This is a genomic window from Thermanaerovibrio acidaminovorans DSM 6589, assembly GCF_000024905.1.
GTDB classification, from domain to species: Bacteria; Synergistota; Synergistia; order Synergistales; family Synergistaceae; genus Thermanaerovibrio; species Thermanaerovibrio acidaminovorans.
Genome location: NC_013522.1, coordinates 1,660,521 through 1,682,818, shown reverse-complemented (window position 1 = coordinate 1,682,818; position 22,298 = coordinate 1,660,521). Strand labels below are relative to the sequence as shown.

Sequence of the window (22,298 nt, the reverse complement as noted above, 5' to 3'; positions counted from 1 at the left end):
ATCCCCCCTCACTGGAGTTCCGACGGATCCCAGATCCTGCCCATGACGCCGCTGGCGGCGGCCACCGCAGGGCTGGCCAGGTATACCTGGCTCCTTGGGTGTCCCATCCGGCCGGTGAAGTTCCGGTTGCCGGTGGAGACGCACACCTCCCCCTCCGCCAGGATCCCCAGGTGCCCCCCTAGGCAGGGGCCGCAGCTGGGGGTGCAGATGGAGAACCCCGCCTCCATGAAGACCTCCATCAGCCCCTCCTGCATGGCGGCGGCCATGTCCCTGCGGGATGCGGGGATAAGGACCCCTCGGACGCTGGGGTGGAGGCGGCGTCCCTTGAGGACCTTTGCCGCCTGACGCAGGTCCTCAATGCGCCCGTTGGTGCAGGATCCTATGAAGACCTGGTGGATCTCCACGTCCCGGAGCTCCCTGGCGGGGCGCACGTTGGAGGGCAGGTTGGGGCACGCCACCAGGGGGGGCAGGCTGTCCAGCCTCACGGTCAGCTCCCTCTCGTAGGCGGCCCCCGGGTCCGGGTACACGGGCTCGAAGGATCGCCGGGCCCTGGGGGCCACGTAGGCCAGGGTGGCCTCGTCGGGGACGAAGAGGGCCGCCTTGGCGCCGCACTCGATCCCCATGTTGGCCATGGTCATCCGGCCGTCCATGGATAGGGAGCGCACCCCATCCCCGTGGAACTCCAGGGCCCGGTACCGGGCTCCGTCCACCCCCAGGGTCCCTATGATGTGGAGCATGGCGTCCTTGCCCCCCACGAAGGGTTTGAAGCTCCCCTCCAGGTGGACCCTCACCGTGGGGGGCACCTTCATCCAGGTGTGACCCAGGGCCCATATGGCCGCCAGGTCCGTGGAGCCCATGCCGGTGCCCAGGGCCCCCAGGGCCCCCATGGTGCACGTGTGGCTGTCCGCCCCAACCACCACCTCCCCGGGGAGCACGTACCCCTCCTGGGGGAGGAAGGCGTGTTCCACCCCGCACTTGCCGGGCTCGAAGAAGAGGAGTCCCTGTTCCCGGGCGAACTCTCGGCAGACCTTGAGCTGCTCAGCGGAGGCCATGTCCTTGGGGGGGGTGAAGTGGTCGGGAACTATGGCGCACCGGTCCGGGTCGAAGACCCGCCGGGCCCCCATGCGTCGGAACTCGGTTATGGCCGGCGGGGCTGTGATGTCGTTGGCGAAGGCGAGGTCCACCCGCACCTTCACCACCTGCCCCTCCTCCCCTTGGCCCCCGTTCCTGGCCATGATGGCCCGTATCATGGTCCTAGCCATTGGAGGTCACCCCCAAGAGGCTCAGGCGGTTCAGGGCGTTAACGTAGGCCCCTATGGCGGCCTCGATCACGTCCGTGGAGGCCCACCGGCCCAGGGCGGCCCGCCCCTCTAGGGATATCTCCACCGACGCCTCCCCCAGGGAGTCGGAGCTGCCGCTCACGGCGGAGATGCGGAACTCCTTGAGGTCCGGCGAAAGGCCCGTTATCCGGTCGATGGCCCGATATGCGGCCTCCACCGGCCCGTTGCCCGCCGCCGCGTCGGTGTGCTCTTCCCCTTGGACCTTGAGGGTAACCGTGGCGGAGGCCATGTCCGATGCGGCCTGGACGGAGAAGTTCACCAGCTCGTAGACGCAGGTCTCCGGCAGGGTGACCAGCCGGTCCGCCACGATGGCCTCTATGTCCTGGTCGGTGACGGTCTTCTTCCGGTCGCAGAGGTCCTTGAAGAGCTTGAAGGCCGCCTTGAAGTCCTCCTCCGACAGGTTGTACCCCATCTCGTTCAGCCTCTCCCGGAAGGCGTGGCTGCCCGAGTGTTTGCCCAGGATGAGTGAGGAGGAGGGGGCCCCCACGTCCCTTGGGTCCATGATCTCGTAGGTCTCCCGCTTGGACAGTACCCCGTGCTGGTGGATCCCCGACTCGTGGGCGAAGGCGTTGTCCCCCACGATGGCCTTGTTGGGGGGGACCGGTATGCCCGTAAGGCGGCTCACCAACCGGCTCGTGGGGTAGAGGAGGGGGGTGCTGATACCGGTCTCCGCCTTGAAGAGGTCCCTTCGGGTGCGTAGGGCCATGACCACTTCCTCCAAGGAGGCGTTCCCCGCCCGCTCCCCCAGGCCGTTCACGGTGCACTCCACCTGGTTGGCCCCCGCCATCACCGCCGCCAGGGAGTTGGCCACCGCCAGCCCCAGGTCGTCGTGGCAGTGGACCGACCAGGTGACCGAGTCCCCGGCCCCCACGGCCTCCATCACGGAGTGGACGAACTGGCCGAACTCCGAGGGCTCCGCGTAGCCCACCGTGTCGGGGATGTTCAGGGTGGTGGCGCCGCACTGGATCGCCAAGGAGAAGGCCTCCTTGAGGAAGGGGATCTCCGAGCGGGAGGCGTCCTCGGCGGAGAACTCCACGTCCTCCACCAGGCTCCTGGCCAGGGTGACGCCCCGGCGGATCTCCTCCAGCACCTCCCGGGGGGAGAGCTTCAGCTTGTGCTCCATGTGGATGGGGCTGGTGGCGATGAACACGTGGATCCGGGGGCGAAGGGCCCCTTTGAGGGCCTCGAAGGCCCTCAGTATGTCGTTCTCCCGGGTCCTGGCGAGCCCCGCCACCGCCGCGTGTCTGGCTATCCGGGCCACCGCCCGGACCGCCTCCATGTCCCCGTCGGAGGCGGCGGGAAACCCGGCCTCGATCACGTCAACCCTCATGGCGTCCAGCCGCTGGGCTATCTGGACCTTCTCGTGGAGGTTGAGGTTCACCCCCGCCGCCTGCTCCCCGTCCCTCAGGGTGGTGTCGAATATCCGTATTCGCCTGGTCATGGCCGATCCTCCTCACCTTACGGGGGGCGACTTGGGCTCCATCCAGGGCATCATCCCCCGGAGCTCCCGCCCCACCTTCTCGATCTGGTGTTCCGCCTCTTCCCGGGCCCACCGGTTCATGTTGGGGCGCCCCTCCCGATTCTCCTTGAGCCACCGTTCCGCGAAAGCCCCGGAGCGCACGTCCTCCAGGAGCTCCCTCATGGCCCTGCGGGAGGCCTCCCCGATCACCCTAGGCCCCGCGACCATGTCCCCGTACTTGGCGGTGTCGCTCACCGAGTAGCGCATCCAGGAGATGCCCCCCTCGAACATCATGTCAACGATGAGCTTCAGCTCGTTAAGGCACTCGAAGTAGGCGATCTCCGGCTGGTACCCCGCCTCAACCAGGGTCTCGAACCCCGCCTTCACCAGCTCGGTCACGCCCCCGCAGAGGACCGCCTGCTCGCCGAAGAGGTCCGTCTCGGTCTCCTCCGGGAAGGTGGTCTCGATTATCCCCGCCCGGCCGGAGCCGATGGCGCAGCCGTAGGCCAACGCCAGGTCCCGACACCGGCCCGAGGCGTCCTGGTGGACCGCCAGAAGGGCGGGCACCCCCTTGCCCTCCTGGTACATGCGCCTCACCAGGTGTCCCGGGCTCTTGGGGGCGATCATGAAAACGTCGCAATCCTCCGGGGGCACCACGGTGCCGTAGCGGATGGAGAACCCGTGGGCGAAGGCCAGGGCGGCCCCCTCCTTGAGGGAGCCCCGGACGCGTTGGAAGGTCTCCCCCTGGACGTGGTCTGGCATGAGGAACATGACCACGTCACCCCGGGAAGCGGCCTCCTCGGTGGGGAACACCTGGAAACCGTCCGCCTGGGCGGAGCTCCAGGAGGGGCTGCCCTCCCTGAGTCCCACCACCACCGAGACCCCCGAGTCCCTCAGGTTCTGGGCGTGGGCATGCCCCTGGCTACCGTAGCCCAGCACCGCCACCGTCTTGCCGGACAGAACCGACAGATCCCCATCCCGATCGTAGAAAACCTTCGCCATCTCCATCTCCTCCTCATGTTAGGTTTGAAATCGAAAAGCTCAGCAGGCCAGCACCAGATGGGGAACGCTTTCCTCCGCCACGTCCAGGTCCGCCCGGGTCATCCCCACGGAGCCCGATGAGGCCACCTCAAGGATCCCGTAGGGCCTCATGGCCTTGACGCAGGCCTCGATCTTCTGGGGTTCACCGGTGACCTCGAAGGTCACCGCCTCCTGCCCCAGGTCCACCACCCGGCAGTGGAACACCTGGCCGATCCTCAGGATTTGGTCCCTCATGTCCACCGGGCACGCCACCTTGACCAGGGCGATGCGCCGCTCCACCATTCGGTCCCCCCTTAGCTCCAGCACCTCCAGGACCTCCACCAGCTTGGAGAGCTGCCCCATCAGGGGGGCTATGTCCCGCCGGTCCGCGTCCACCACGATGGTGAATCGGGATATCCCATCCAGGTGGGTGTGCCCCACGCTGAGGCTCCGGATGTTGTAGCCCCGGCGGAAGATGAGCCCCGCTATCCTCATGAGGACCCCCGGGTGGTCCTCCGCCAATATGCTCAAGGTCCTGGTCATGTGACCGCCTCCCTTCGTAAAAATCGAGGGGCGGGACCCCTTGTACCTAAGGTCCCGCCCCGGTCGACTCGGTCTAAGCCTGATTCCCTTCAGCTTAGGTCCGCACCGGATCGGGACTGGGGCCTATAATCAGCACCAGTACCAGCAGTACCAGCAGGGACAGCAGAGATATCAGGATGAAGCCCACCAACGCGCCAAGATCAATCCCCCGGGAGATGACCGCCAGGAGGACCAGCAGGCTGAACGAATTTATGACTACGGTTTCCATGATCGAGCCCAATCGGTGATGGTTCACCCTGCACACCCCCCTGTACTGGCCTGTGGGATCGCTCCCATGGGATAAATTGACGAAGATTCTATTGGTCCATTCCTGTTATGTCAAGGGGGTTAGGTGTGGTTTTGAATCCATCGCTACCTTTGGTTTTGTGGTGCTTGCCCGGATATGGGGGATCATATAAAATGCCCCCTAACCCATCTGGAGGTGATATGAAATGGAGTATAGGGTATACAACGAGGTTTTCCAGGTCCTTCCGTCCTTCTCCCGGGCGGTGGTGGTGGTCCGGGGGGCGGACAACCGGAGGGCTGTGCCGGAGCTGGAGGAGGAGTTTCAGTCCCTGGTGGCGATGGTGAGGTCGGATCCTTTGAGCGAGTCCTGCGACAGGCTGTCGGATCTGGAGGAGGCCTTTCGGTCAATGGGTTTCAACCCCAAGCGGATGCCCCCGTCGGTGGTGAACCTGGTGCGAAGGATAAGGAGGGGGGGATCGGTTCCTTTCGTTAACCCCTTGGTGGGTATCTTCAACATGGCGAGCCTTTCTGGGCTGGTCCCTTGTGGGGGGGACGATCTTTCGGCCATCCAGGGGGACCTGGAGCTGAGACCCGCCAGAGGGGACGAGATCTACCGTCCGCTGGGAAGGCCGGAGGAAGAGGAGAAGCCTCGCCCAGGGGAGCTTATCTACGTGGACTCCGCATCGAACCAGGTTCTGTGTAGATGCTGGTGTTGGAAAAATGGGGATGTGAGCAAGATAACTGAGGGGACCACAGACTGTGCCATAAACGTCGACTCCATCGGTCACCTCTCTAAGACGGAGCTGATCGGGCTGGCGGAGAGGGTGGCCCACATGGTCGAAAGATACCTAGGGGGCAGGACTTGGATAAGGTTCATGAACCGAAACGACACCTCATTTGTGGTTCCATCATAGGTTTCAGATCAAAAAATGCAACTTGGTTGCGCTTTCTTGTGATGGGGATTACAATGTTCCCCGGGTATCCAGCGCAACCAAGTTGCATTTTTGTGTGGGTTATTGGGAGGTGATGCGGTGGAGGTGGATCCCCTTTTCAGGCTCAGGGGTGTCAGGCTCACGGACCTTCGGCGCAGGCTCTTCGTGGCGCTGAGATCCGCTGGGCGACCGTTATCCTATCAGGAGATCATCGCTGGCTTGGAGCCAAAGGTCGACAAGGTGACTTTGTACAGGAACCTGGATGTGTTGTTGACCGGACGACTTATCCACCGGGTGTTGGGGTTGGATGGGGCTTTCCGTTACTGTGCAAACCCTGCTTCCCAATGCGGATGCCCGGGGGATCACCCTCACGGTCTCTGCCTCCGCTGTGGAAGGATGTGGTGTTTTGATGGGGAGCCCATGCCCCGGGTTATGGTTCCCGAGGGCTTCAAGGTGGAGGGAAAGCAGATGGTGGTGTTCGGTATCTGTGCGGACTGCATGAGAAAGGATAGGGAGGGGTTGTCAAGTGATTGAGAGGATGAGGCGTTTTGTCCTGGTGTTGGCCTTGATGTGGGTCTGGGCAGCTCCTCCGGCCCTTGGAGCTGATCTGAAGGTAGGGGCTGCGAATGGTATAAAGGCCCCTTTTGAGAGGATCATAAGGAACTATATGGAGTCCACCGGCGCAAAGGTTAGCGTGACCTATGACGTATCGGGCAACCTCGCTCGTCAAGCCTCAATGGGTGCAGAGTTGGATTTGTTGATCTTGTCAGAGCCAAACTGGGGTAAGTTTGTTGAGTCCAAGGGGGTGATGGTGAAGGACCGGGTTCTTGCATACAGCCCTATGGTTATGTGGAGCCCTGTGGATCCCCCGTTGACCGTAAAGGATCTGAAGGAGCGGAAGATCAAGCTTGCCATACCGGACCCGGAAACCGCCGCTTACGGTCGATCCGCCCGAGAGTACCTGAAGCGGGAGGGGCTGTGGGATGAGATGTTGGCTTCCCGGCGGCTGGCCATCGGGGGTGGCCCCCAGAGGGCCCTGGCGGTGGCCATGGCGGGTGGGGCAGATGCGGCCATAGCCAATCTATCGTCGGCGATGGAGGTGGGGCGAGGCCGTTGGGTTCAGATTCCCGGGGAGGGGAACGAATTCGTAATATATGTTCCCAAGGGGGTCAAGGAAGATGCGGTCCGGTTAGTGCGCTACCTGATCGGTCCGGAGGCCCGACGGATCCTTGAAGCCAGCGGTTTCACGGTCAGGTGATGTAAGTGCTCGATGCCCTGTTTGTGAGCCTGAAGGTTTTGGCCATGGCGGTTCCTATCCTGGTGGTTTTGGGCGGGGGACTGGGGTGGGTCTTGGCCAGGTGCAACTTCCCGGGTCGGGAGTTTTTGGCGATTGGCATCCAGCTTCTGGTGGTGCTACCCCCATCGGTGGTGGGTTTTTACTTGCTCTCGCTGTTGGCCGGTCTGCCGGTGCTGAAGGAGGCGGGGATCCTCTTCTCCTTCCCGGCGGTGGTCCTCGGGGCGGTAACCCCGTCGCTGCCCATAATGGTTCAGTCCGCTCGGGCGGCCTTCAAGTCGGTGGATAGGACCCTGGAGGAGGCCGCCATGGTTCTTGGTGCCCCCTTCCACCGGGTTTTCCTCACCGTCACGCTCCCGCTGGCCCGGCGGACCCTCGCGGCTGGCCTGGCCATGGCTTCCGCCAGAGCCCTGGGGGACTTCGGAGTCACCCTTATGGTGGCGGGGAACATGCCTGGGGTAACCCAGACTTTGCCCCTCTTCATCTACAGCCGGGTGGAGAGCCTGGATTTTCAGGGGGCTCATGTGGCATCCGCTTTGCTGGTGATGGTGGGGATCTCCTGTCTTTGGGCCATAAGGGCCCTGGAGGATAACCATGCGGAGCTTCGCTGAGGTGCGTCTGGCCCACCAGATAGGGGGAATGGACTTTCAGGCGGAGTTCTCGATGGATCGCGAGGTTGGGGTTCTGTTCGGTCCCAGCGGTTCCGGCAAGACGACCATCCTCAGGACCCTGGCGGGGCTTCTGAGGCCCAGAGATGTCTTTATCCGTCTGGGGGAACGGATCCTGGCGGACAGCCGCAGAGGCGTTTGGGTTCCGCCCCACAGGAGGCGGGTATCGTTGTGTTTCCAGTCCCTGGCCCTATTCCCCCACATGACGGTGCTGGAGAACGTGGCCTTTGGGGCAAGGTATGGTGGCACCTTGGATAGTGTGGCCCGGTGGGTGGAGTTGGTCCGCCTGAAGGGTTTGGAGGACCGGTACCCCCATCAGCTATCGGGGGGCCAGCGGCAGAGGGTGGCGCTGGCCAGGGCGATGGCCAGTGAGCCGGATATGCTGCTTTTGGACGAGCCGTTCAGTGCTTTGGACGGACCTTTGAGGAGGAGCCTTAGGCGGGAGCTTAAGGCCATCCAGCGGGGCAGTGGCATACCGGTTATCTACGTGACCCATCACATGGACGATCTATGTGCCCTTGGGGATGTGGTGTTCGTGGTTGACCAGGGTAGGATTAAGGAGACCTTCCGGATTGAGGAGATGCTTGATCCATCCAGGACCGCCTCGGTCTACGGTGCCCTCGGGTGGGGGAACCTGGTGGAGGGGGATCTGGAGAGGCGGGAGGATGGCTGGCACCTCCTTTGCGCTTGGGGCGCCCTTTATTTGGGTGATAGGGAGGAGCTTCGGGGAGGTCGGGTTGTGGCCTTCATATCCCCCGAGGCGGTTAAGCCGATACATCCTGATCTGCCGGTGGACTCCCGCATAGTTAGGAACGTCTTCCGAGGGGTGGTGGAGGAGGTGTTGCCCATGCCCTCCTTTGTGAGGCTGGAGGTCAGGTCGGAACGCCATTGGCAGGTGGACGTTCCAAGATCCTCTTCCCTCCTGGGAGAGTTTGTCGAGGGGGTGGATTGGGCCTTTGCGGTGCCGCCGGACAGGATAGAGGTGGCCTGCGGAGAGTGTTAAATTCGCTGTTGTGAGCCCCGTTGGGGGAATGAAGACGAGGTTGGAGGGGATGGAATGAGGGTTGAGACTTACCGAGTCGAGGATTCGGTGGGGATGCAGCTGGCCCACGACCTAACCATGATAGACCCCAAGAGGGGCTACAAGGGGGCCAGGTTCAAGAAGGGGCACGTGGTGACAAGGGAGGACATCCCGGTGCTGCTGTCCATGGGCAGGGAGCACCTGCAGGTGCTGATCCTGGAGGAGTACGAGGTGCACGAGGACGACGCGGCCCTGGCCATGGCGGACCGGGTGGCCGGTGAGGGGGTTCGGGTGGAGGGCCCCGAGGAGGGGCGGTGTTCCCTCCGGGCCCTCTGGGATGGACTTCTCCTATTTGACGCCGGGTCGGTGGAGCGGATAAACCAGGACCCGGACTGGATCTTCTCCACCCTGGAGGAGGGCCGGATGGTCAGGGAGGGCCAGGTGGTGGCCGCTTTCCGCATACGGCCCCTGGTGGTGAGCCGGGAGCAGGTGGACAGGGCCCTTTCCGCGGCCTCTCCCATTCGGGTGCTGCCCTTCAGGCCCCTGAAGGTTGGGCTTGTCACCACCGGATCGGAGTTCAAGAAGGGGCTTGTGGAGGACGCGTTCCGCTCAAAGCTGGAGAGGAAGCTGGGACAGTTCGGCGGTAGCCTGGTTGGCCAGTGGTTCGCCTCGGACCAGATGGAGGAGATAGCCCAGAGCGTTATGGATGCTGTCACCGCTGGGTCGCAGCTCGTTATCTGCACCGGCGGGATGAGCGTGGATGTGGATGACAGGACTCCTGGGGCCATACGGTCCGTGTGCCACCGGATCTCATTCCAGGGGGTCCCCTCCCTGCCGGGCAGCATGCTGATGCTGGGCTGGCGGGGTCAGGTGCCGGTGGTTGGCGCCCCCGCCTGCGTGGTCCACGACGAGAGGACCACCCTGGACCGGCTGCTGCCCTTCCTCTTCGCCGGGCTTGACGTGCCGGAAGGCCAGGTCAGAAGCTGGGGGGTTGGGGGGTTATGTTGCCGGTGTGACGTCTGCCTGTTCCCCAACTGTTCTTTCGCCAGGGGCTGATGTGTGATCGGGAGGACCATGTGGCTGAGGCTAGGGGGGCCCTAGGGCCCCCCTAGTGATGTTTGGGAGTGGGCTTCTTCCCGTCAGGCCGCCTCCTTGGCCTTGGGGATGAACATGTCCTTCAGTCTGTCCACCAATATGGCTATGGCTCCATCTCCGGTTACGTTGCAGGCGGTGCCGAAGCTGTCCTGGGCGATGTAGAGGGCGATCATGAGGGCCTGCATGTCCGGCCCGAAGCCAAGCATGGACTGGAGCACCCCAAGGGCCGCCATGATGGCCCCGCCGGGTACCCCGGGGGCCGCCACCATCATTAGCCCCAGCATCATGATGAAGGGGAACATGGTGGCGAAGGAGAAGCTCATGCCGTGCATCATCATCACTGCGACGGCGCAGCTGGTGATGGTGATGGTGCTCCCCGACAGGTGTATGGTGGCGCAGAGGGGGATGACGAAGTCCGCCACGTCCTCGGATACCCCGTTCTCCTTGGTCTGCCTCAGGGTGACCGGTATGGTGGCGGCGGAGGACTGGGTGCCTATGGCGGTCACGTAGGCGGGGATCATGGTGATGATGGCCTTTATGGGGTTCCGGCCCGCCACCACGCAGGCCACAGTGTACTGGATGGCGATGACCGTCAGGTGCAGGCCTATGATGACGAAGTAGACCTTGGCGAAGGTCTTGAGCAGCATCTGCACCTCACCCACGTAGGTCAGGTTGGCGAAGGTGCCGCAGATCAGAAGCGGCAGCAGGGGGATGATGAAGCCCCCAAGGACCTTCTCGATGATGCTCTGGAACTCCTTCATGCCGTTTGACAGGGATCGGCTCTTAACCTGGGCCATGCCGACCCCCATTACGAAGGCGAACACCAGGGCGCTCATGACATCCATTATCTTGGGCATATCGATCGCGAAGAAGGGCTTGAGCAGCGCCTCCTCCGGGTTGCCCCCCACGTGGGACGCGGCGGTCTCCACCAGGTGGGGGAAGAGGGCGCTGTCCACGAAGAAGGCCAGCGAACCGGCGAAGAGGGTGGAGCCGTAGGCGATGAGCACCGTCAGCGCCAGGAGCTTGCCCGCCCCCTGGCCCAGGTCCCCGATGCCGGGGGCCACGAACCCGATGATGATGAGGGGTATCATGAAGCTGAGGAAGTTGCCGAAGATGGAGCTCAGGGTGACCAGACCGCGAACCACCCACTCGGGAGCCACCGAGCCGATCACGATGCCCAGCACGATGGCCAACACAAGACGCGACAATAGACCTAACTTCTTCATGGCCGACCTCCGAACGCAAAAATTACGGGCCTGAAGCCCGCAGGATTAGCATGCGTTGGAGGCCCCATTTTGTCAATGAAATATGGGCTATGTTAAGTAGATTATAAGTATTCGGGCATAAATATATTATATTTCATGTGCCTTGATCAGGCCTTGTCCATCATCTCCAGGAAGGCCTTGGCCACATCCGGGTCCAGGTGGGTCCCCCGGAGGGAGTCAATGTGGTCCAGGGTGCGCCGCCGGTCCCAGGCCTTCCGGTAGGGCCTGTCGGAGGTGAGGGCGTCCCATATGTCAACCACCGCGAAGATCCTGGCCGAGAGGGGTATCTGGGTCCCCTTGAGCCCCTGGGGGTATCCGGTCCCGTCCCACCGCTCGTGGTGGCAGTAGGGGATCGGTATGGCGGGGTGCAGGTACTGGATCGGGGTCAGCATGTTGTAGGCGTAGATGGGGTGTTGGCGCATGATCTCCCACTCCTCGTCGGTGAGGGGACCGGGCTTCAGCAGGATCGCGTCCGGCACCCCCAGCTTGCCTATGTCGTGAAGCAGGGCCCCCCGGCGGAGGTGAATGAGCCCCCCCTTGTACTCCAGCCGCTCCGCCAGCGCCATGGTTAGGTCCGTGACCCGCCGGGTGTGCCCCTCGGTCTCCTTGTCCCTCAGGTCCATGGCCAGGGACCAGCCCTCGATGGTCCTCTCGTAGGCCTCCAGGAGCTCCACGTGGGCCAGCCGGGCGGACATCTCCGCCTCCTCCCGGCGTAGGTGGTTGTCCCTCAGGGCCGCCAGGGCCTGGTTTATGGACCTGGCCAGGTAGGTTATCTCGTCGTCATGGCCGTCCTCGCTCACCCGGTCCTCGGAGTAGAACCGCAAGTTCCCGATCTCCCGGTGCAGCCGCTCCAGCCGGTTCAGCACCAGCCGGTCCAGCAGCCAGGTGAGGACCAGGGCCACCAGGGTCCCCATTAGGAACATGAGGGCCCCGGTGTTCATCATGTTCCCCATGGCCCTTACGTAGTTGACCCGGGGGGCGCGGATGGCCACCCAGAAGGTCCCCTGGTCGTTTATCCCCCGCATCATCACGTACCCCTCCTGGGCGGTCCTACCCAGGATGATCCTGCCGGTGGGGTGGTCTGCATCGGGGTCGAACCTGAGGTGGCTTGGCATCCCATCGGGGGGCAGGATTCGGATGTCCAGCTGGGTGAGCTTCTTAAGATCCTCGAGACGCCTCCCCTCCAGCAGGCGGGCCACGAAGAAGAGGCCCGTCCTTGGCATGACTTCCTTGGAGTCCCTTACGGGGCAGGCGGCGGCCAGGGCGGGGGACCCATGGAGCCACATGAAGACCCCCCGGCCCCCGTCGGGCACGTTGGGGGGGAACAGGGGCCCTTGGGGGACGAAGAGGCGGTGGATGGCCTCCGGCGAGGGGATCAGCCTAGCGGTCCCGGGCATGAGGGATAGGGCGGCCTTCACGTGGCCGAACTGGTCCACCACCGCCACGTGGTCCACCTGGATCGTGTGGGCCATCTTGTTGGGGGTGAGGCTGGAGTCCAGGAAATCCACCGTGCCGTTGCTGGCGAAGTCGTAGGTGGCGTCCCAGTTGGCCCAGTCCCTGGCGAGCCGCACCAGCTCCCGGAGCTCCTGATCCAGGGTCATGCGGATCCTGGTCAGATCCTTCTCGAGCCCCTCCCGGTCCGCCTGGTCCGCCTCCCGGAGGATGGCCCAGTGGTAGGACAGTCCGAAGGCCAGGGAGAGGAGGAGCCAGATGGCGAAGATGGCCCCCAGTGCCTTTTCACGAACGGTCAAATTCGGCCCCCCCGGGTTCAGAGCTGTGAATCGGGGCGGGGATATCGCCCCGTGAGTTCGATTCTATCACGGGGTTTACCGGGTCGTAAGGCCAGGGACTAGAGCCTGAGGAGCCGCCCCACGGGGCAGAAGGAGCACCAGGTCCTGTGGTTGTACCAGAGCCCAAGGGGGAGGGCTATCAGGGAGGAGACCACGCACATGCGCCAAAATATGAACCCTAGCCCCCTAAGGTCCAGGCCGCCGGAGGCGTAGGCCAGGTACGCCTGGGTGGAGAACGCCAGGACGAACAGGGAGAGGGCCACCAGGTAGGTCCTCCAGGTGCCAAGCCACCTCGGGGCGGGACGCCGGGGGCTAAGCCTGGACCAGATAACGTCCAGGAAGCTCCCCCGGGGGCAGGCGGAGGCGCACCACTTCCTGCGGCCCCCCAGGAGAACCACCGAGCCCATGAGGAGCAACAGGGAGGTGCCCAGCAGGGGGTACCTCCAGCCCAGGCCCATCATGGTCACGTACAGCAGGGCGGAGCCCCACTTGATCATCCTATCCTTGTTCACGTTCGCATCACCCTTTCCGCGTGATATACCCTGGTGGGGTATATAATACGGGATGGGGGTATTTGTCAAGGGGAGAGAGGAGGGGGCCGAAGCCCCCTCCCGCTACCGATCTGAGGATGTCCGCTGGGCCCCTGTATCAGCCCTTCCCCTTGGCCTTTGCCCAGGAGTCCTTGAGGGGCACCGACCGGTTGAAGATGAGCTCCTCCCGGGTGGAGGAGGGGTCCAGGCAGAAGTAGCCGTGCCGGAGGAACTGGATGCCCGCCAGGGGTTCCGCGTCTCTGAGGGACTCCTCCCCCAGCCCCTTGACCTCCACCAGGGATGAGGGGTTCAGGTAGTCCTTGTAGTCCTTTCCCTCCTCCATGCGGGACATGTCCCTTAGGGTGAACAGGTGGTCGTAGAGCCTGGCGGTGATGGGGACGCAGTGGTGGGCATTGACCCAGTGGAGGGTCCCCTTGATCCGGCGGCCGTCCGGGGCCTCTCCGCCCCGGCTCTCCAGGTCCGCCTCCACCAGGACCTCCACCACCCTTCCGTCCTCCTCCCGGTGATCCACGTACCTCACCAGGTAGCCGTGCTTGAGCCTGACCTCCGAGCCGGGGAAGAGGCGGAAGTAGCCCTTGGGGGGGGAGACCATGAAGTCCTCCGCCTCGATGTACAGGTCCCTTCCGAAGGGTAGCGGCCGGGTCCCCGCGGACGGGTCCTCCGGGTTGTTCTCCGCCTCCACCAGGTCTATGTGTCCCTCCGGCCAGTTGACTATGGTGAGCTTGAGGGGGTTGAGCACCGCCATCCTCCTGGGGGCGGTCTTGTTGAGCTCCTCCCTCAGGCAGTGCTGCAACAGCTCCACGTCCACCAGGCTGTCCGCCTTGGCCACCCCGATCTCGTCGCAGAAGCGCCTTATGGACGATGGGGTGTAGCCCCGGCGGCGGAGGCCGCTTATGGTGGGCATCCTGGGGTCGTCCCATCCGGACACGATGCGGGACTCCACCAGCTCAAGAAGCTTCCTCTTGCTCATCACCGTGTGGCTCAGGTTGAGCCGGGCGAACTCGTACTGCCTTGGCCTGTGGGGGACCGAGACGTTATCGAGGAACCAGTCGTAGAGGGGCCGGTGGTCCTGGAACTCCAGGGTGCATATGGAGTGGGTGACCCCCTCGATGGCGTCCTCGTAGCCGTGGGCGAAGTCGTACATGGGGTATATGCACCACCTGTCCCCGGTCCTGTGGTGGGGTCTCTTGAGGATTCGGTAGATCACCGGGTCCCGCATGTTCAGGTTGGGGCTCTTCATGTCGATCTTGGCCCGCAGCACGCACTGCCCCTCCTCGAACTCCCCGTTCCTCATCCGCTCCAGGAGCCTCAAGTTCTCCTCCGGCGGGGTGTCCCTGTAGGGGGACTCTACCCCTATCTCCGTCAGGGTGCCCCGGGTGCGCCGGATCTCCTCCGGGGTCTGGAAGTCCACGTAGGCCAGCCCCTTCTGCACCAGCTCCTGGGCCCAGCGGTAGAACTGGTCGAAGTAGTCGGAGGCGAAGCAGAGCCGGTCCCACTGGAAGCCCAGCCACCGGACGTCCTCCTGAATGGCCTCCACGTACTCCTGGTCCTCCTTGGCGGGGTTGGTGTCGTCGAACCTGAGGTTGCAGCGACCGCCGAACTTCTCCGCCAGGCCAAAGTTGAGGCATATGGACTTGGCGTGCCCTATGTGCAAGTAGCCGTTGGGCTCCGGCGGGAAGCGGGTCACCACCTCCTGGACCACCCCATCCTCCAGGTCCTGGGCTATGATCTCCTCAAGGAAGTTGGGCCCCCTCTTGGGCCGCGGATCCATCTTTTCCTCCTCCGCCACTTTTCACCATCCCTTTCTGTCCTGCATATCCAATAATTTTATCCCATTCCCCGGAGGATATGATAGCCGCCGGACCATCGGTATCGCAAAGTCTTTTGGGTGTTTTTAACATAAACGACGATGTATTTTACATTTTTTTAGGCAAAAGGGATTATTGCTATATGTTTTTCGTTTTAATACAATCCCAAAACAACGTTGTCGGGAGGTCGGTCCCTTGGGTAGAGATGTGAGCCTTAAAAGGCTACATAGGATGCGGACCATCATAGGCCTTTTCGATAGAAGGATTGGCTACCCGAAGAGAGAGCTGATGGACCTGGTGGGCTATAGATGTGACAGAACCCTCGAGAGGGACCTTAAGTTGCTTCGGGATCGGTTGGGCATCGACGTCAGGTACGACACCATGTCTCGCCGGTACCGGCTCAGCGGGGTAGAGAGGGTGCTCATATCCGCGGAGCTCTCAGTCCAAGAGGTGACCGCCCTGTCCATGGCGATCCAGATGGCCAGGTCCATGGCACCCCACATGGGGGATCACCTGGAGTCCATCGACCGCAAGCTCAAGGGTCAGGTGCCGGAGGCCCTGATGGACCGGGGAAGGCAGTTGGGGAGATCCGCCCTACCATGCGCTTGCCTTCCCACCGACGAGGAGATGTTCCTAGCCATGGCGGACTGCATCCGGGACCACAAACGGGTGATGCTCCGTCGAAGAAGAGGCGGCAACGTCCTCATGGACCCTTGGAGCCTGCCCATATACGGGGCGGTGTGGCACGTCCGGGGCTACGACGTCTTGAGATCCCGGGAGGCCGCATATCCCCTTAATGTCTTCTCCTCCTGGGAGGTTCTGGGATCCGGCGAGTTCGTGCCCCCCAGCATGGTCAGAAGCGATGGGGTAACTTTCAAGGTCAAGCTGAGCCTGCCCCTTCCGGATCGCGTGGCCCAGTCCCTTCCCCTGAGCCGGCTGGAGGAGGAGGGCGACGGGGGGGTCTTCATGGGGTGGGCCATGGACCCCGAACAGGTGGTGCGATGGGCCATAGCGTCGTTCCCCCACGTCCGGTTGCTGGAGCCCCGGGAGCTGGTAAACCGGCTCCGGGACGCGGCGGGGGAGATCTTTTGACCTAACATTCACCCATGCGCCCCGCTCCGCCCTTATAATCGGGGGAGAACAGGGGGTGAAGCGGTTGATAACCTTTGACCTATTGGAGACCGCCTTCGGGGCCTTCAGCATGGAGCGGTGGAACGACCACCCCCGCCCGCTGGGCCTCTACGAGATGGACAAGCAGGGGCACAAGGCGGTGGTGGCCCTGCTTCTTGCCCGTCAGACGGGGCTCGATGACCTGCCCGGACTGGCGAGGGGGCTGGTCTTCGAGTTCCTCAAGAGGGCGGTGCTGACGGACCTTAAGCCCCCGGTCTACTACCGGCTCACCCAGACCGGCGGGGACCGGATGGCCCGGTGGGTCCTGGACAAGTGGCGTGACCACCTGGAGGCGGTGTCCCCGAAGCTTATGCACCTCTTCGAGATCCACCTGACCAGGGGGCCAAGGGAGGACATGCAACGGGTGCTGGAGGGGGCCAACTCGGTGGCCACCGCCTGGGAGCTCTCCCTCATCGAGCCCCTGGCCCGGGGGATATACGGCTTCGACAGGACCAAACGGGAGGTGATGGACCGGCTGGAGGCCCACCGGGACCTGCCCCTGGTCCGGGAGTTCCTCTTCAAGCTTGCCGGCGCCAGGAGCCACCCCCTCTGCAACTTCGTGGACCTGGTGGCCCAGCTCCGGTTCCAGAAGCGCTGGACCCGGGTTCAGCGGATCCCCAACACCTCAGTCCTGGGGCACATGTTCTTCGTTGGCTTCCTCAGCTTCCTCATGTCCGCCATGTGCGGCCTAAACACCAACCGATGGGGCTGGAACTTCTTCGGGGGCCTCATGCACGACCTCCCCGAGGCCCTCACCCGGGACGTGATCTCCCCCCTCAAGCGGGAAATGGGACTGCAGGACCTCCTCCAGGAGCTGGAGTCCCAGATGATGGAGCGGGAGGTGTACCCCCTGCTGGAGGATCACGCCCCCCTGATCCGGTTCCTGGTGGAGTCCCCCTTCTCCCTCAAGGCCTTCCACCAGGGAAGGCCTGTCCTGGACCTGTCGGTCCGCCGGGAGGCGGAGATGGAGCTCATGAGCTCCCCGGTGGTGGACGGACCCCTGGTTGACCTGTCGGACAAGTACTCCGCCTTCCTGGAGGCCCGGTTCTCCATCCATTACGGGGTCTCCAGCCGGGTCCTCCGGGAGGCGGCGGAGGCCATCCGCTCCAACTGCCAAATAAAGGCTTATAATGGCATAGAGATGAGGGGACTGTTCCAGGTCTTCGACCAGATCTGATCCGAGGAGGTGGACCGCTTGTCCGGAGGGGTTTTCGTCGCCGGCGTGTCGGGCAACGTGGGCCGAATGGTGGCCCTCAGGGTCCTAAAAGAGGGACTGAAGCTGGCGGGGGGGCTGTGCCTAGAGGAGGGAGCCGACGTAGGGGAGCTCCTGGGGATCGATCCCCTTGGGATGAGGGCCTTCGGGGACCTTAGAAGGGGCCTGGCGGAGACCAAGCCCCAGGTGGCGGTGGACTTCACCTCCGCGGATGTCCTGGAGGACCACATCAAGGGCTACCTGGAGATGGGGGTGCCGGCGGTGGTGGGCACCACCGGCCTGTCGGCGGATCGGATCGACCAGGTCCGCTCCAAGGTAGCCCAAGCGGGGGGGCGGATGGCCCTCATATCCAACTTCAGCCTGGGGGTCAATCTGGTGATGGACTTCCTAAAATCCGCGTCGGAGCACTTCCCCTGGGCCTCCGTCTGGGACCTGCACCATAACCGGATGGCCAACTCCCCCAGCGGCACCGCGGTGTCCATGGCCAAGCTGCTTCAGGGGGGAGGGGAGGTGTCCACCCGGGAGGTGGTGGACCGGGTCCTGGGTGGAAAGGTTGAGGGAGTGGCCATCCACTCGGAGAGGATGCCCTTCCCGTCGGACTACTCGGAGCACCAGATCCTGCTGGGTCGCCCCGGGGAGGTGATCCGGATCCAAATCTGCGGCTTCGACAGCTCCATCTACGTGGACGGGGTGATGATGGCCGTAAGGCGGGTGCCAGAGCTTCCCCCGGGCACGCTGGTCACCTCCCTGGGGGAGCTGGCCCGCTGAGAACCTGAATGGAGAGGAACAGGAGTGGTGATCGTGGAGAAGGATCAGCTGAGGGTGAACCGTTTCTTCCTGCCCGGCATGCCGGTGGTCCTGGTGGGGGCAATGGTGGATGGCAGGGCCAACTTCATGACCGTGGCCTTCGTAGGACAGGTCAACTTCTCGCCCCCCATGCTGGGGATCTCCATCGGGGACCACGCCACCCGGGACGCGATCCTCAAGACCCGCCAGTTCTCGGTGAACGTCCCCTCCCGGGGGCTGCTCAAGCGGGTGGACCTGATGGGGCTGGTGAGCGGCCGGGAGAGGGACAAGTCCAAGGTCTTCAACGTCTCCTTCGGCCGGCTTCCCATGGCCCCCTTCGCGGAGGAGTGCCCGGTGAACGTGGGTCTCACGGTGAAGCACACCTTGGAGCTCCCCGGGGACGTGCTCTTCGTGGGGCTGGTGGAGGAGGTGCTGGTGGACCGGCAGGCGCTCTACCAGGACGGGCTGGTGGACGTGTCCAAGGTGGATCCCTTCTTCCTGTCCATGCCGGACAACATCTACTGGTCCCTGGGGGGCCAGTGCGGTGCCGCCTGGCACGATGGCCTGCCCCTCCGGGACTCGGTGCCCGGACTGTAGGATTAATGTAACAAAAGAACCGGCATAAACCCTTATTTTCATGGTTTTGTTCCCCTTTGGCCCCTTCCCCGGGCGGGGGCGGGACCCTATTATGGGGGTGTCCGGTTGTTGACCTTGCCTCGGGGGGGATCCGCATGGTGAAGCTTGGCATAAGGGGGAAGATGTTGTTCTATGTGTTGGTGCCCTTGGTGGCGATCCTGGGCCTGCTTGGGGCCTACACCACCTACAGCTCCGTCTCCATGGCGGAGAGGAAGGCGGAGGAGGTGGTGTCCGCCTCCGCCAAGGCGGCGGCCAACGGGGTATCCGCCTACGTGGGTGAGCTGGTGGCCTCCACCAGGACCATGGCCAGGGTGGTGGAGTCCGCCAACCCTGCTGACCCGGACGCCCGGGACCGGGTGCTGAAGACCCTGGAGTACCTGCTGTCCAAGACGCCGCTGGTAATGTCCAGTTGGACGGTCTTCGAGCCCAACGCCTTCGACGGTAGGGACCAGGAGTTCGTCAACCGCCTGGGTTACAAGGAGAAGGGGCGCTTCATGGGCACCTTCCTCAAGGTGAACGGCAAGGTTAGCCGCAGCTTCGACATAACCGAGCAGATGCTGGCCAGCGAGGAAGAGGCGGGCAGCTGGTACCTGAACCCCCTCAGGAGCGGCAAGGACACGGTCACGGACCCTTACTTCTACAACTACACCGGGGTCCAGGGGGATGACAAGTTCATCGCCAGCATTTCCATCCCGGTTCAGCGGAACGGCCGGGTGGTGGGCATAGCCGGGATGGACGTGGACCTTACGTCGCTTAAGGACGTGGTATCCTCCCTGGGGGGCGCCGGTGGCGCCAAGGCCTACCTGATCTCATCCGGTGGGGTAGTCGTCTCTGCCCCGGACCAGTCGATTATGGGTAAGCCAATGGATGAGGTGGCCAAGGTTAGGTGTCCGCCGCTGAGGCGGTCAAGTCCGCCCTCACCTCCGGCCGGGAGGTGTCGTTCCGCGGGGAGTCCCTGCTTGGGGGCGAATCGGTGCTCGGGGTGGTGGCCCCGGTGATGGTGGGGGCCGACCGGTGGGGGCTGCTGGTGGAGTTGCCGGTGGCGTTGGCCTTGAGGGACCCTAAGGTGATGGGTAGGAACGTGATGGTGAGCTCCCTGTTGGCGCTGGTGATCCTGGGGGCGGTGGTGAGCCTGGTGTTCATGAGGCTGAGCCGTCCCATAGTGGAGGCCAAGAGGGTGATAGAGCAGATTGCAGATCTGGACCTTCGGTACGATCCCTCCAGCGACTGGATAGCCCACCGGGACGACGAGATAGGTGCCATGGGGCGGGCCCTGGGCAAGATGAGGCGGGACATGGCCCGCACCATCAGGACCATCTTCAAGGAGGCGGAGGAGTTTGCCGGGTCCGCGGAGTCCCTGGCGGCCCTGTCGGAGGAGTCCGTGGCCTCCATGGAGGAGGTGAAGGCCTCGGTGGACCAGGCGCTCAACCTGACCCAGGTGAACGCCTCCGCCCTGGAGCACACTAACTCCGCCATAGAGGAGGTCTCCTCCGGGGCCACCCTGGCGGCCAAGGCGGTGGAGGAGGGGGCCGAGGCGGCGTCTGCAACCGCCAAGCTGTCCGAGGGGGTGGTTGACCGCATAAGGAACATGGTGGAAGAGATGGGGGCCATAAGCACCGGGGCTGAGGAGTCCCTGGGGAAGCTGGAGCGGGTCTCCGGTTCGGTGGCCAACATAGGCACCTTCGTGACCACCATAAAGAACATAGCGGACCAGACCAACCTGCTGGCGCTGAACGCCGCCATCGAGGCCGCCCGGGCGGGTGAAGCGGGTCGTGGCTTCGCGGTGGTGGCCGAGGAGGTCCGGAAACTGGCGGAGGAGTCCAACGTTGCGGCCCGGGAGGTGGAGAACATAATCTCCCCCCTGGTGGCCTACACCCGGGAGACCCTGGAGGTGACCGGCAGGACCGCCAAGACCGCCCGGGAGCTGGCGGACGCCGCATCGGGCACCGTCCAGGAGCTGATGGAGGTCCTGAAGCGCATAAGGAGCGTCAGCTCCGCCATGGAGAGCGTGGCGGCCACCTCGGAGGAGCAGGCGGCGGCCTCCCAGGAGATAGCCAAGTCCATAGACGAGGCCGCCCGGTCCACCGTGGAGGTGGTCTCCGGCCTTGGGGTCATCCAGCACTCGGCGGAGGAGACCGCCAAGGCGGCGGAGTCGGTGGCCCGAGAGGCAGAGAAGCTGACCTCCGGCGCCGAGGCCCTGAAGGAGGCCCTGAAGAGCTTCTCGGTGGACCTCCATGACCATGGGATAGAGCTTCCCCCGGCGCTGAAGGGCTGATACGGAGCAGGCGAACGCCCGGGCCAGCGGCCCGGGCGTTCCACGTCCGGCACGGCTAATCCATGGTGGCGCAACCCACCACCACCCCGTCGGGCCTGTAGAGCACCAGCCTCTGCCCCGGGCAGGGGGCGAAGACCCCCTCCCCGTGGAAGAGCACCCGGATCCGATCCCCCTCCACCTCCTCCACCGTGCAGGGGGAGGGCCGTCCCTGGGACCTGGTCTTCCCCAGAAGCTGGGCGCCGCACCGCAGGTCCCCCTCCTCCAGCCAGTTGCCCCCCGAGGCGGTCACATGCCTCTCCATCAGCCGGTCCCGGGGGGCCACCACCACCGTGGGCGGATCTATGCGCTTCACGTACAGCGCCTCCGTGGATGACACTCCCAACCCCTTCCGCTGTCCCACGGTGAACCGGTGGAACCCCTGATGGATCCCCAGCACGTTCCCCCTAAGGTCCACTATGGGGCCCTGGGAGTCGATCACCGGGCCTATGACCTCACGGTAGTCCCCGTCCTCCACGAAGCATGAGTCCATGCTGTCCGCCTCCCGGCGGGCGGGCAGGCGGGCCTCCTCTGCCAGGAGCCGCACCTGCTCCTTGGTCATCCCCCCGAGGGGGAACATGAGTCGCCGGATTATCCCCTTGGGTACCTCCGCCAGGAAGTAGCTCTGGTCCCTGCGGTGGTCCAGCCCCATGGCCAGGTGCGCCCCAGCGGGGTCCTTAAGGATCCTGGCGTAGTGCCCCGTGGCCATGGGGATCCCATCGAGGCCCATACGGTCCAGCCTCTCCGCCAGGCCCCCCAGCTTCACGTTCCGGTTGCAGTCCGAGCAGGGGTTGGGTGTCCGCCCCGCCATGTACTCGGTCCTGAACTTGTCCATCACGTGCCTCCGGAATAGGTCCCTCAGGTCCAGCACCGTGTGGCGTATCCCCAGGATCTCCGCAGTCCTCCTGGCCAGCTGAACCGACCTGGAGCACTCGGAGGAGCTAGGGGACATGAGGAGGGTGACCCCAAGGGGGCGATGCCCCTCCCCCTTGAGGATCATGGCGGTGACGGAGCTGTCAACCCCTCCGCTCATGAGCACCGCGCAGGTTAAGTGGTCCATGTCTCGTTTCGTTCCGCCTCCCAGGATGCTAATATGGTGAAGATTGGATCC

22 protein-coding genes are annotated in these 22,298 nt (G+C 64.0%); 12 read left to right on the top strand and 10 right to left on the bottom strand.

Going from position 1 to position 22,298, the window contains the following annotated elements; translation table 11 throughout:
• Positions 1-8: 8 nt before the first annotated feature.
• From TACI_RS08340 to TACI_RS08320, 5 genes are all read right to left on the bottom strand, one after another.
• Positions 9-1,262 (bottom strand): 3-isopropylmalate dehydratase large subunit, encoded by a 1,254-nt coding sequence (locus tag TACI_RS08340; protein ID WP_012870340.1) that lies wholly within the window; start codon positions 1,260-1,262, stop codon positions 9-11.
• Positions 1,255-2,781: a 2-isopropylmalate synthase gene (locus TACI_RS08335; protein WP_012870339.1), complete on the bottom strand. Its 1,527-nt coding sequence runs from the start codon at positions 2,779-2,781 to the stop codon at positions 1,255-1,257. The genes TACI_RS08340 and TACI_RS08335 overlap by 8 nt, the downstream gene beginning before the upstream one ends.
• 12 nt (positions 2,782-2,793) lie before the next feature.
• A complete protein-coding gene (gene ilvC / locus TACI_RS08330) occupies positions 2,794-3,801 on the bottom strand; it encodes a ketol-acid reductoisomerase (protein WP_012870338.1) in 1,008 nt (335 codons plus the stop codon).
• A 39-nt stretch (positions 3,802-3,840) separates the two neighbouring features.
• Complete coding sequence (ilvN, locus tag TACI_RS08325; RefSeq protein WP_012870337.1) at positions 3,841-4,362, bottom strand: acetolactate synthase small subunit; 522 nt, start codon at positions 4,360-4,362, stop codon at positions 3,841-3,843.
• Between the two features lie 94 nt (positions 4,363-4,456).
• A complete protein-coding gene (locus tag TACI_RS08320) occupies positions 4,457-4,630 on the bottom strand; it encodes a hypothetical protein (RefSeq protein WP_164925240.1) in 174 nt (57 codons plus the stop codon).
• Positions 4,631-4,853: 223 nt separating this feature from the next.
• On the opposite strand from TACI_RS08320, the gene TACI_RS08315 reads away from it, so the two are divergent.
• The 6 genes from TACI_RS08315 (at position 4,854) to TACI_RS08290 (ending at position 9,618) form a co-directional block, all read left to right on the top strand.
• A complete protein-coding gene (locus tag TACI_RS08315) occupies positions 4,854-5,561 on the top strand; it encodes a B3/B4 domain-containing protein (RefSeq protein WP_012870335.1) in 708 nt (235 codons plus the stop codon).
• A 117-nt stretch (positions 5,562-5,678) separates the two neighbouring features.
• Positions 5,679-6,113, top strand: a complete 435-nt coding sequence (locus tag TACI_RS08310; protein ID WP_012870334.1) for a Fur family transcriptional regulator — start codon at positions 5,679-5,681, stop codon at positions 6,111-6,113.
• A 4-nt stretch (positions 6,114-6,117) separates the two neighbouring features.
• Positions 6,118-6,837, top strand: a complete 720-nt coding sequence (gene modA, locus TACI_RS08305; RefSeq protein ID WP_341271043.1) for a molybdate ABC transporter substrate-binding protein — start codon at positions 6,118-6,120, stop codon at positions 6,835-6,837.
• Between the two features lie 23 nt (positions 6,838-6,860).
• On the top strand, positions 6,861-7,484 hold the full coding sequence (locus tag TACI_RS08300; protein ID WP_242601102.1) for a molybdate ABC transporter permease subunit: 624 nt from the start codon (positions 6,861-6,863) through the stop codon (positions 7,482-7,484).
• Entirely contained in the window at positions 7,468-8,544 is a 1,077-nt protein-coding gene (locus tag TACI_RS08295; RefSeq protein ID WP_012870331.1) for an ABC transporter ATP-binding protein, read from the top strand. Before TACI_RS08300 ends, TACI_RS08295 begins: the two co-directional genes overlap by 17 nt.
• Positions 8,545-8,598: 54 nt before the next feature.
• The gene (locus TACI_RS08290; RefSeq protein WP_012870330.1) at positions 8,599-9,618 is read left to right on the top strand and encodes a molybdopterin-binding protein; all 1,020 of its coding nucleotides are present in this window, start codon (positions 8,599-8,601) and stop codon (positions 9,616-9,618) included.
• An 83-nt stretch (positions 9,619-9,701) separates the two neighbouring features.
• Here the strand turns inward: TACI_RS08290 and TACI_RS08285 are convergent, their stop codons facing one another.
• The 4 genes from TACI_RS08285 to TACI_RS08270 all read right to left on the bottom strand — a co-directional run bounded on the left by TACI_RS08285 (position 9,702) and on the right by TACI_RS08270 (position 15,034).
• The gene (locus TACI_RS08285; RefSeq protein WP_012870329.1) at positions 9,702-10,883 is read right to left on the bottom strand and encodes a dicarboxylate/amino acid:cation symporter; all 1,182 of its coding nucleotides are present in this window, start codon (positions 10,881-10,883) and stop codon (positions 9,702-9,704) included.
• 146 nt (positions 10,884-11,029) lie between these two features.
• Positions 11,030-12,673, bottom strand: coding sequence for an HD domain-containing phosphohydrolase (locus TACI_RS08280; RefSeq protein WP_012870328.1), 1,644 nt, complete (start codon positions 12,671-12,673; stop codon positions 11,030-11,032).
• 98 nt (positions 12,674-12,771) lie between these two features.
• Positions 12,772-13,224 (bottom strand): 4Fe-4S binding protein, encoded by a 453-nt coding sequence (locus TACI_RS08275; protein ID WP_242601101.1) that lies wholly within the window; start codon positions 13,222-13,224, stop codon positions 12,772-12,774.
• Positions 13,225-13,360: 136 nt separating this feature from the next.
• Positions 13,361-15,034 (bottom strand): glutamine--tRNA ligase/YqeY domain fusion protein, encoded by a 1,674-nt coding sequence (locus TACI_RS08270; protein WP_012870326.1) that lies wholly within the window; start codon positions 15,032-15,034, stop codon positions 13,361-13,363.
• A 232-nt stretch (positions 15,035-15,266) separates the two neighbouring features.
• Here TACI_RS08270 and TACI_RS08265 point away from each other — a divergent pair, with 232 nt between their 5' ends.
• The 6 genes from TACI_RS08265 (at position 15,267) to TACI_RS08240 (ending at position 21,151) form a co-directional block, all read left to right on the top strand.
• A complete protein-coding gene (locus TACI_RS08265; protein WP_012870325.1) occupies positions 15,267-16,163 on the top strand; it encodes a helix-turn-helix transcriptional regulator in 897 nt (298 codons plus the stop codon).
• Positions 16,164-16,227: 64 nt separating this feature from the next.
• A complete protein-coding gene (locus TACI_RS08260) occupies positions 16,228-17,418 on the top strand; it encodes an HD domain-containing protein (RefSeq protein ID WP_012870324.1) in 1,191 nt (396 codons plus the stop codon).
• An 18-nt stretch (positions 17,419-17,436) separates the two neighbouring features.
• Positions 17,437-18,222 (top strand): 4-hydroxy-tetrahydrodipicolinate reductase, encoded by a 786-nt coding sequence (gene dapB / locus TACI_RS08255; RefSeq protein WP_012870323.1) that lies wholly within the window; start codon positions 17,437-17,439, stop codon positions 18,220-18,222.
• A 27-nt stretch (positions 18,223-18,249) separates the two neighbouring features.
• Positions 18,250-18,837 (top strand): flavin reductase family protein, encoded by a 588-nt coding sequence (locus tag TACI_RS08250; RefSeq protein ID WP_242601100.1) that lies wholly within the window; start codon positions 18,250-18,252, stop codon positions 18,835-18,837.
• A 134-nt stretch (positions 18,838-18,971) separates the two neighbouring features.
• Complete coding sequence (locus tag TACI_RS08245; protein ID WP_012870321.1) at positions 18,972-19,874, top strand: cache domain-containing protein; 903 nt, start codon at positions 18,972-18,974, stop codon at positions 19,872-19,874.
• Positions 19,763-21,151 carry a methyl-accepting chemotaxis protein gene (locus TACI_RS08240; protein WP_164925238.1) on the top strand — a complete coding sequence of 463 codons (1,389 nt, stop codon included), beginning with the start codon at positions 19,763-19,765 and terminating at the stop codon, positions 21,149-21,151. The genes TACI_RS08245 and TACI_RS08240 overlap by 112 nt, the downstream gene beginning before the upstream one ends.
• Positions 21,152-21,206: 55 nt before the next feature.
• Here TACI_RS08240 and mnmA read toward each other — a convergent pair whose 3' ends face one another.
• Positions 21,207-22,220, bottom strand: coding sequence for a tRNA 2-thiouridine(34) synthase MnmA (mnmA, locus tag TACI_RS08235; RefSeq protein ID WP_164925237.1), 1,014 nt, complete (start codon positions 22,218-22,220; stop codon positions 21,207-21,209).
• Positions 22,221-22,298: the final 78 nt, after the last annotated feature.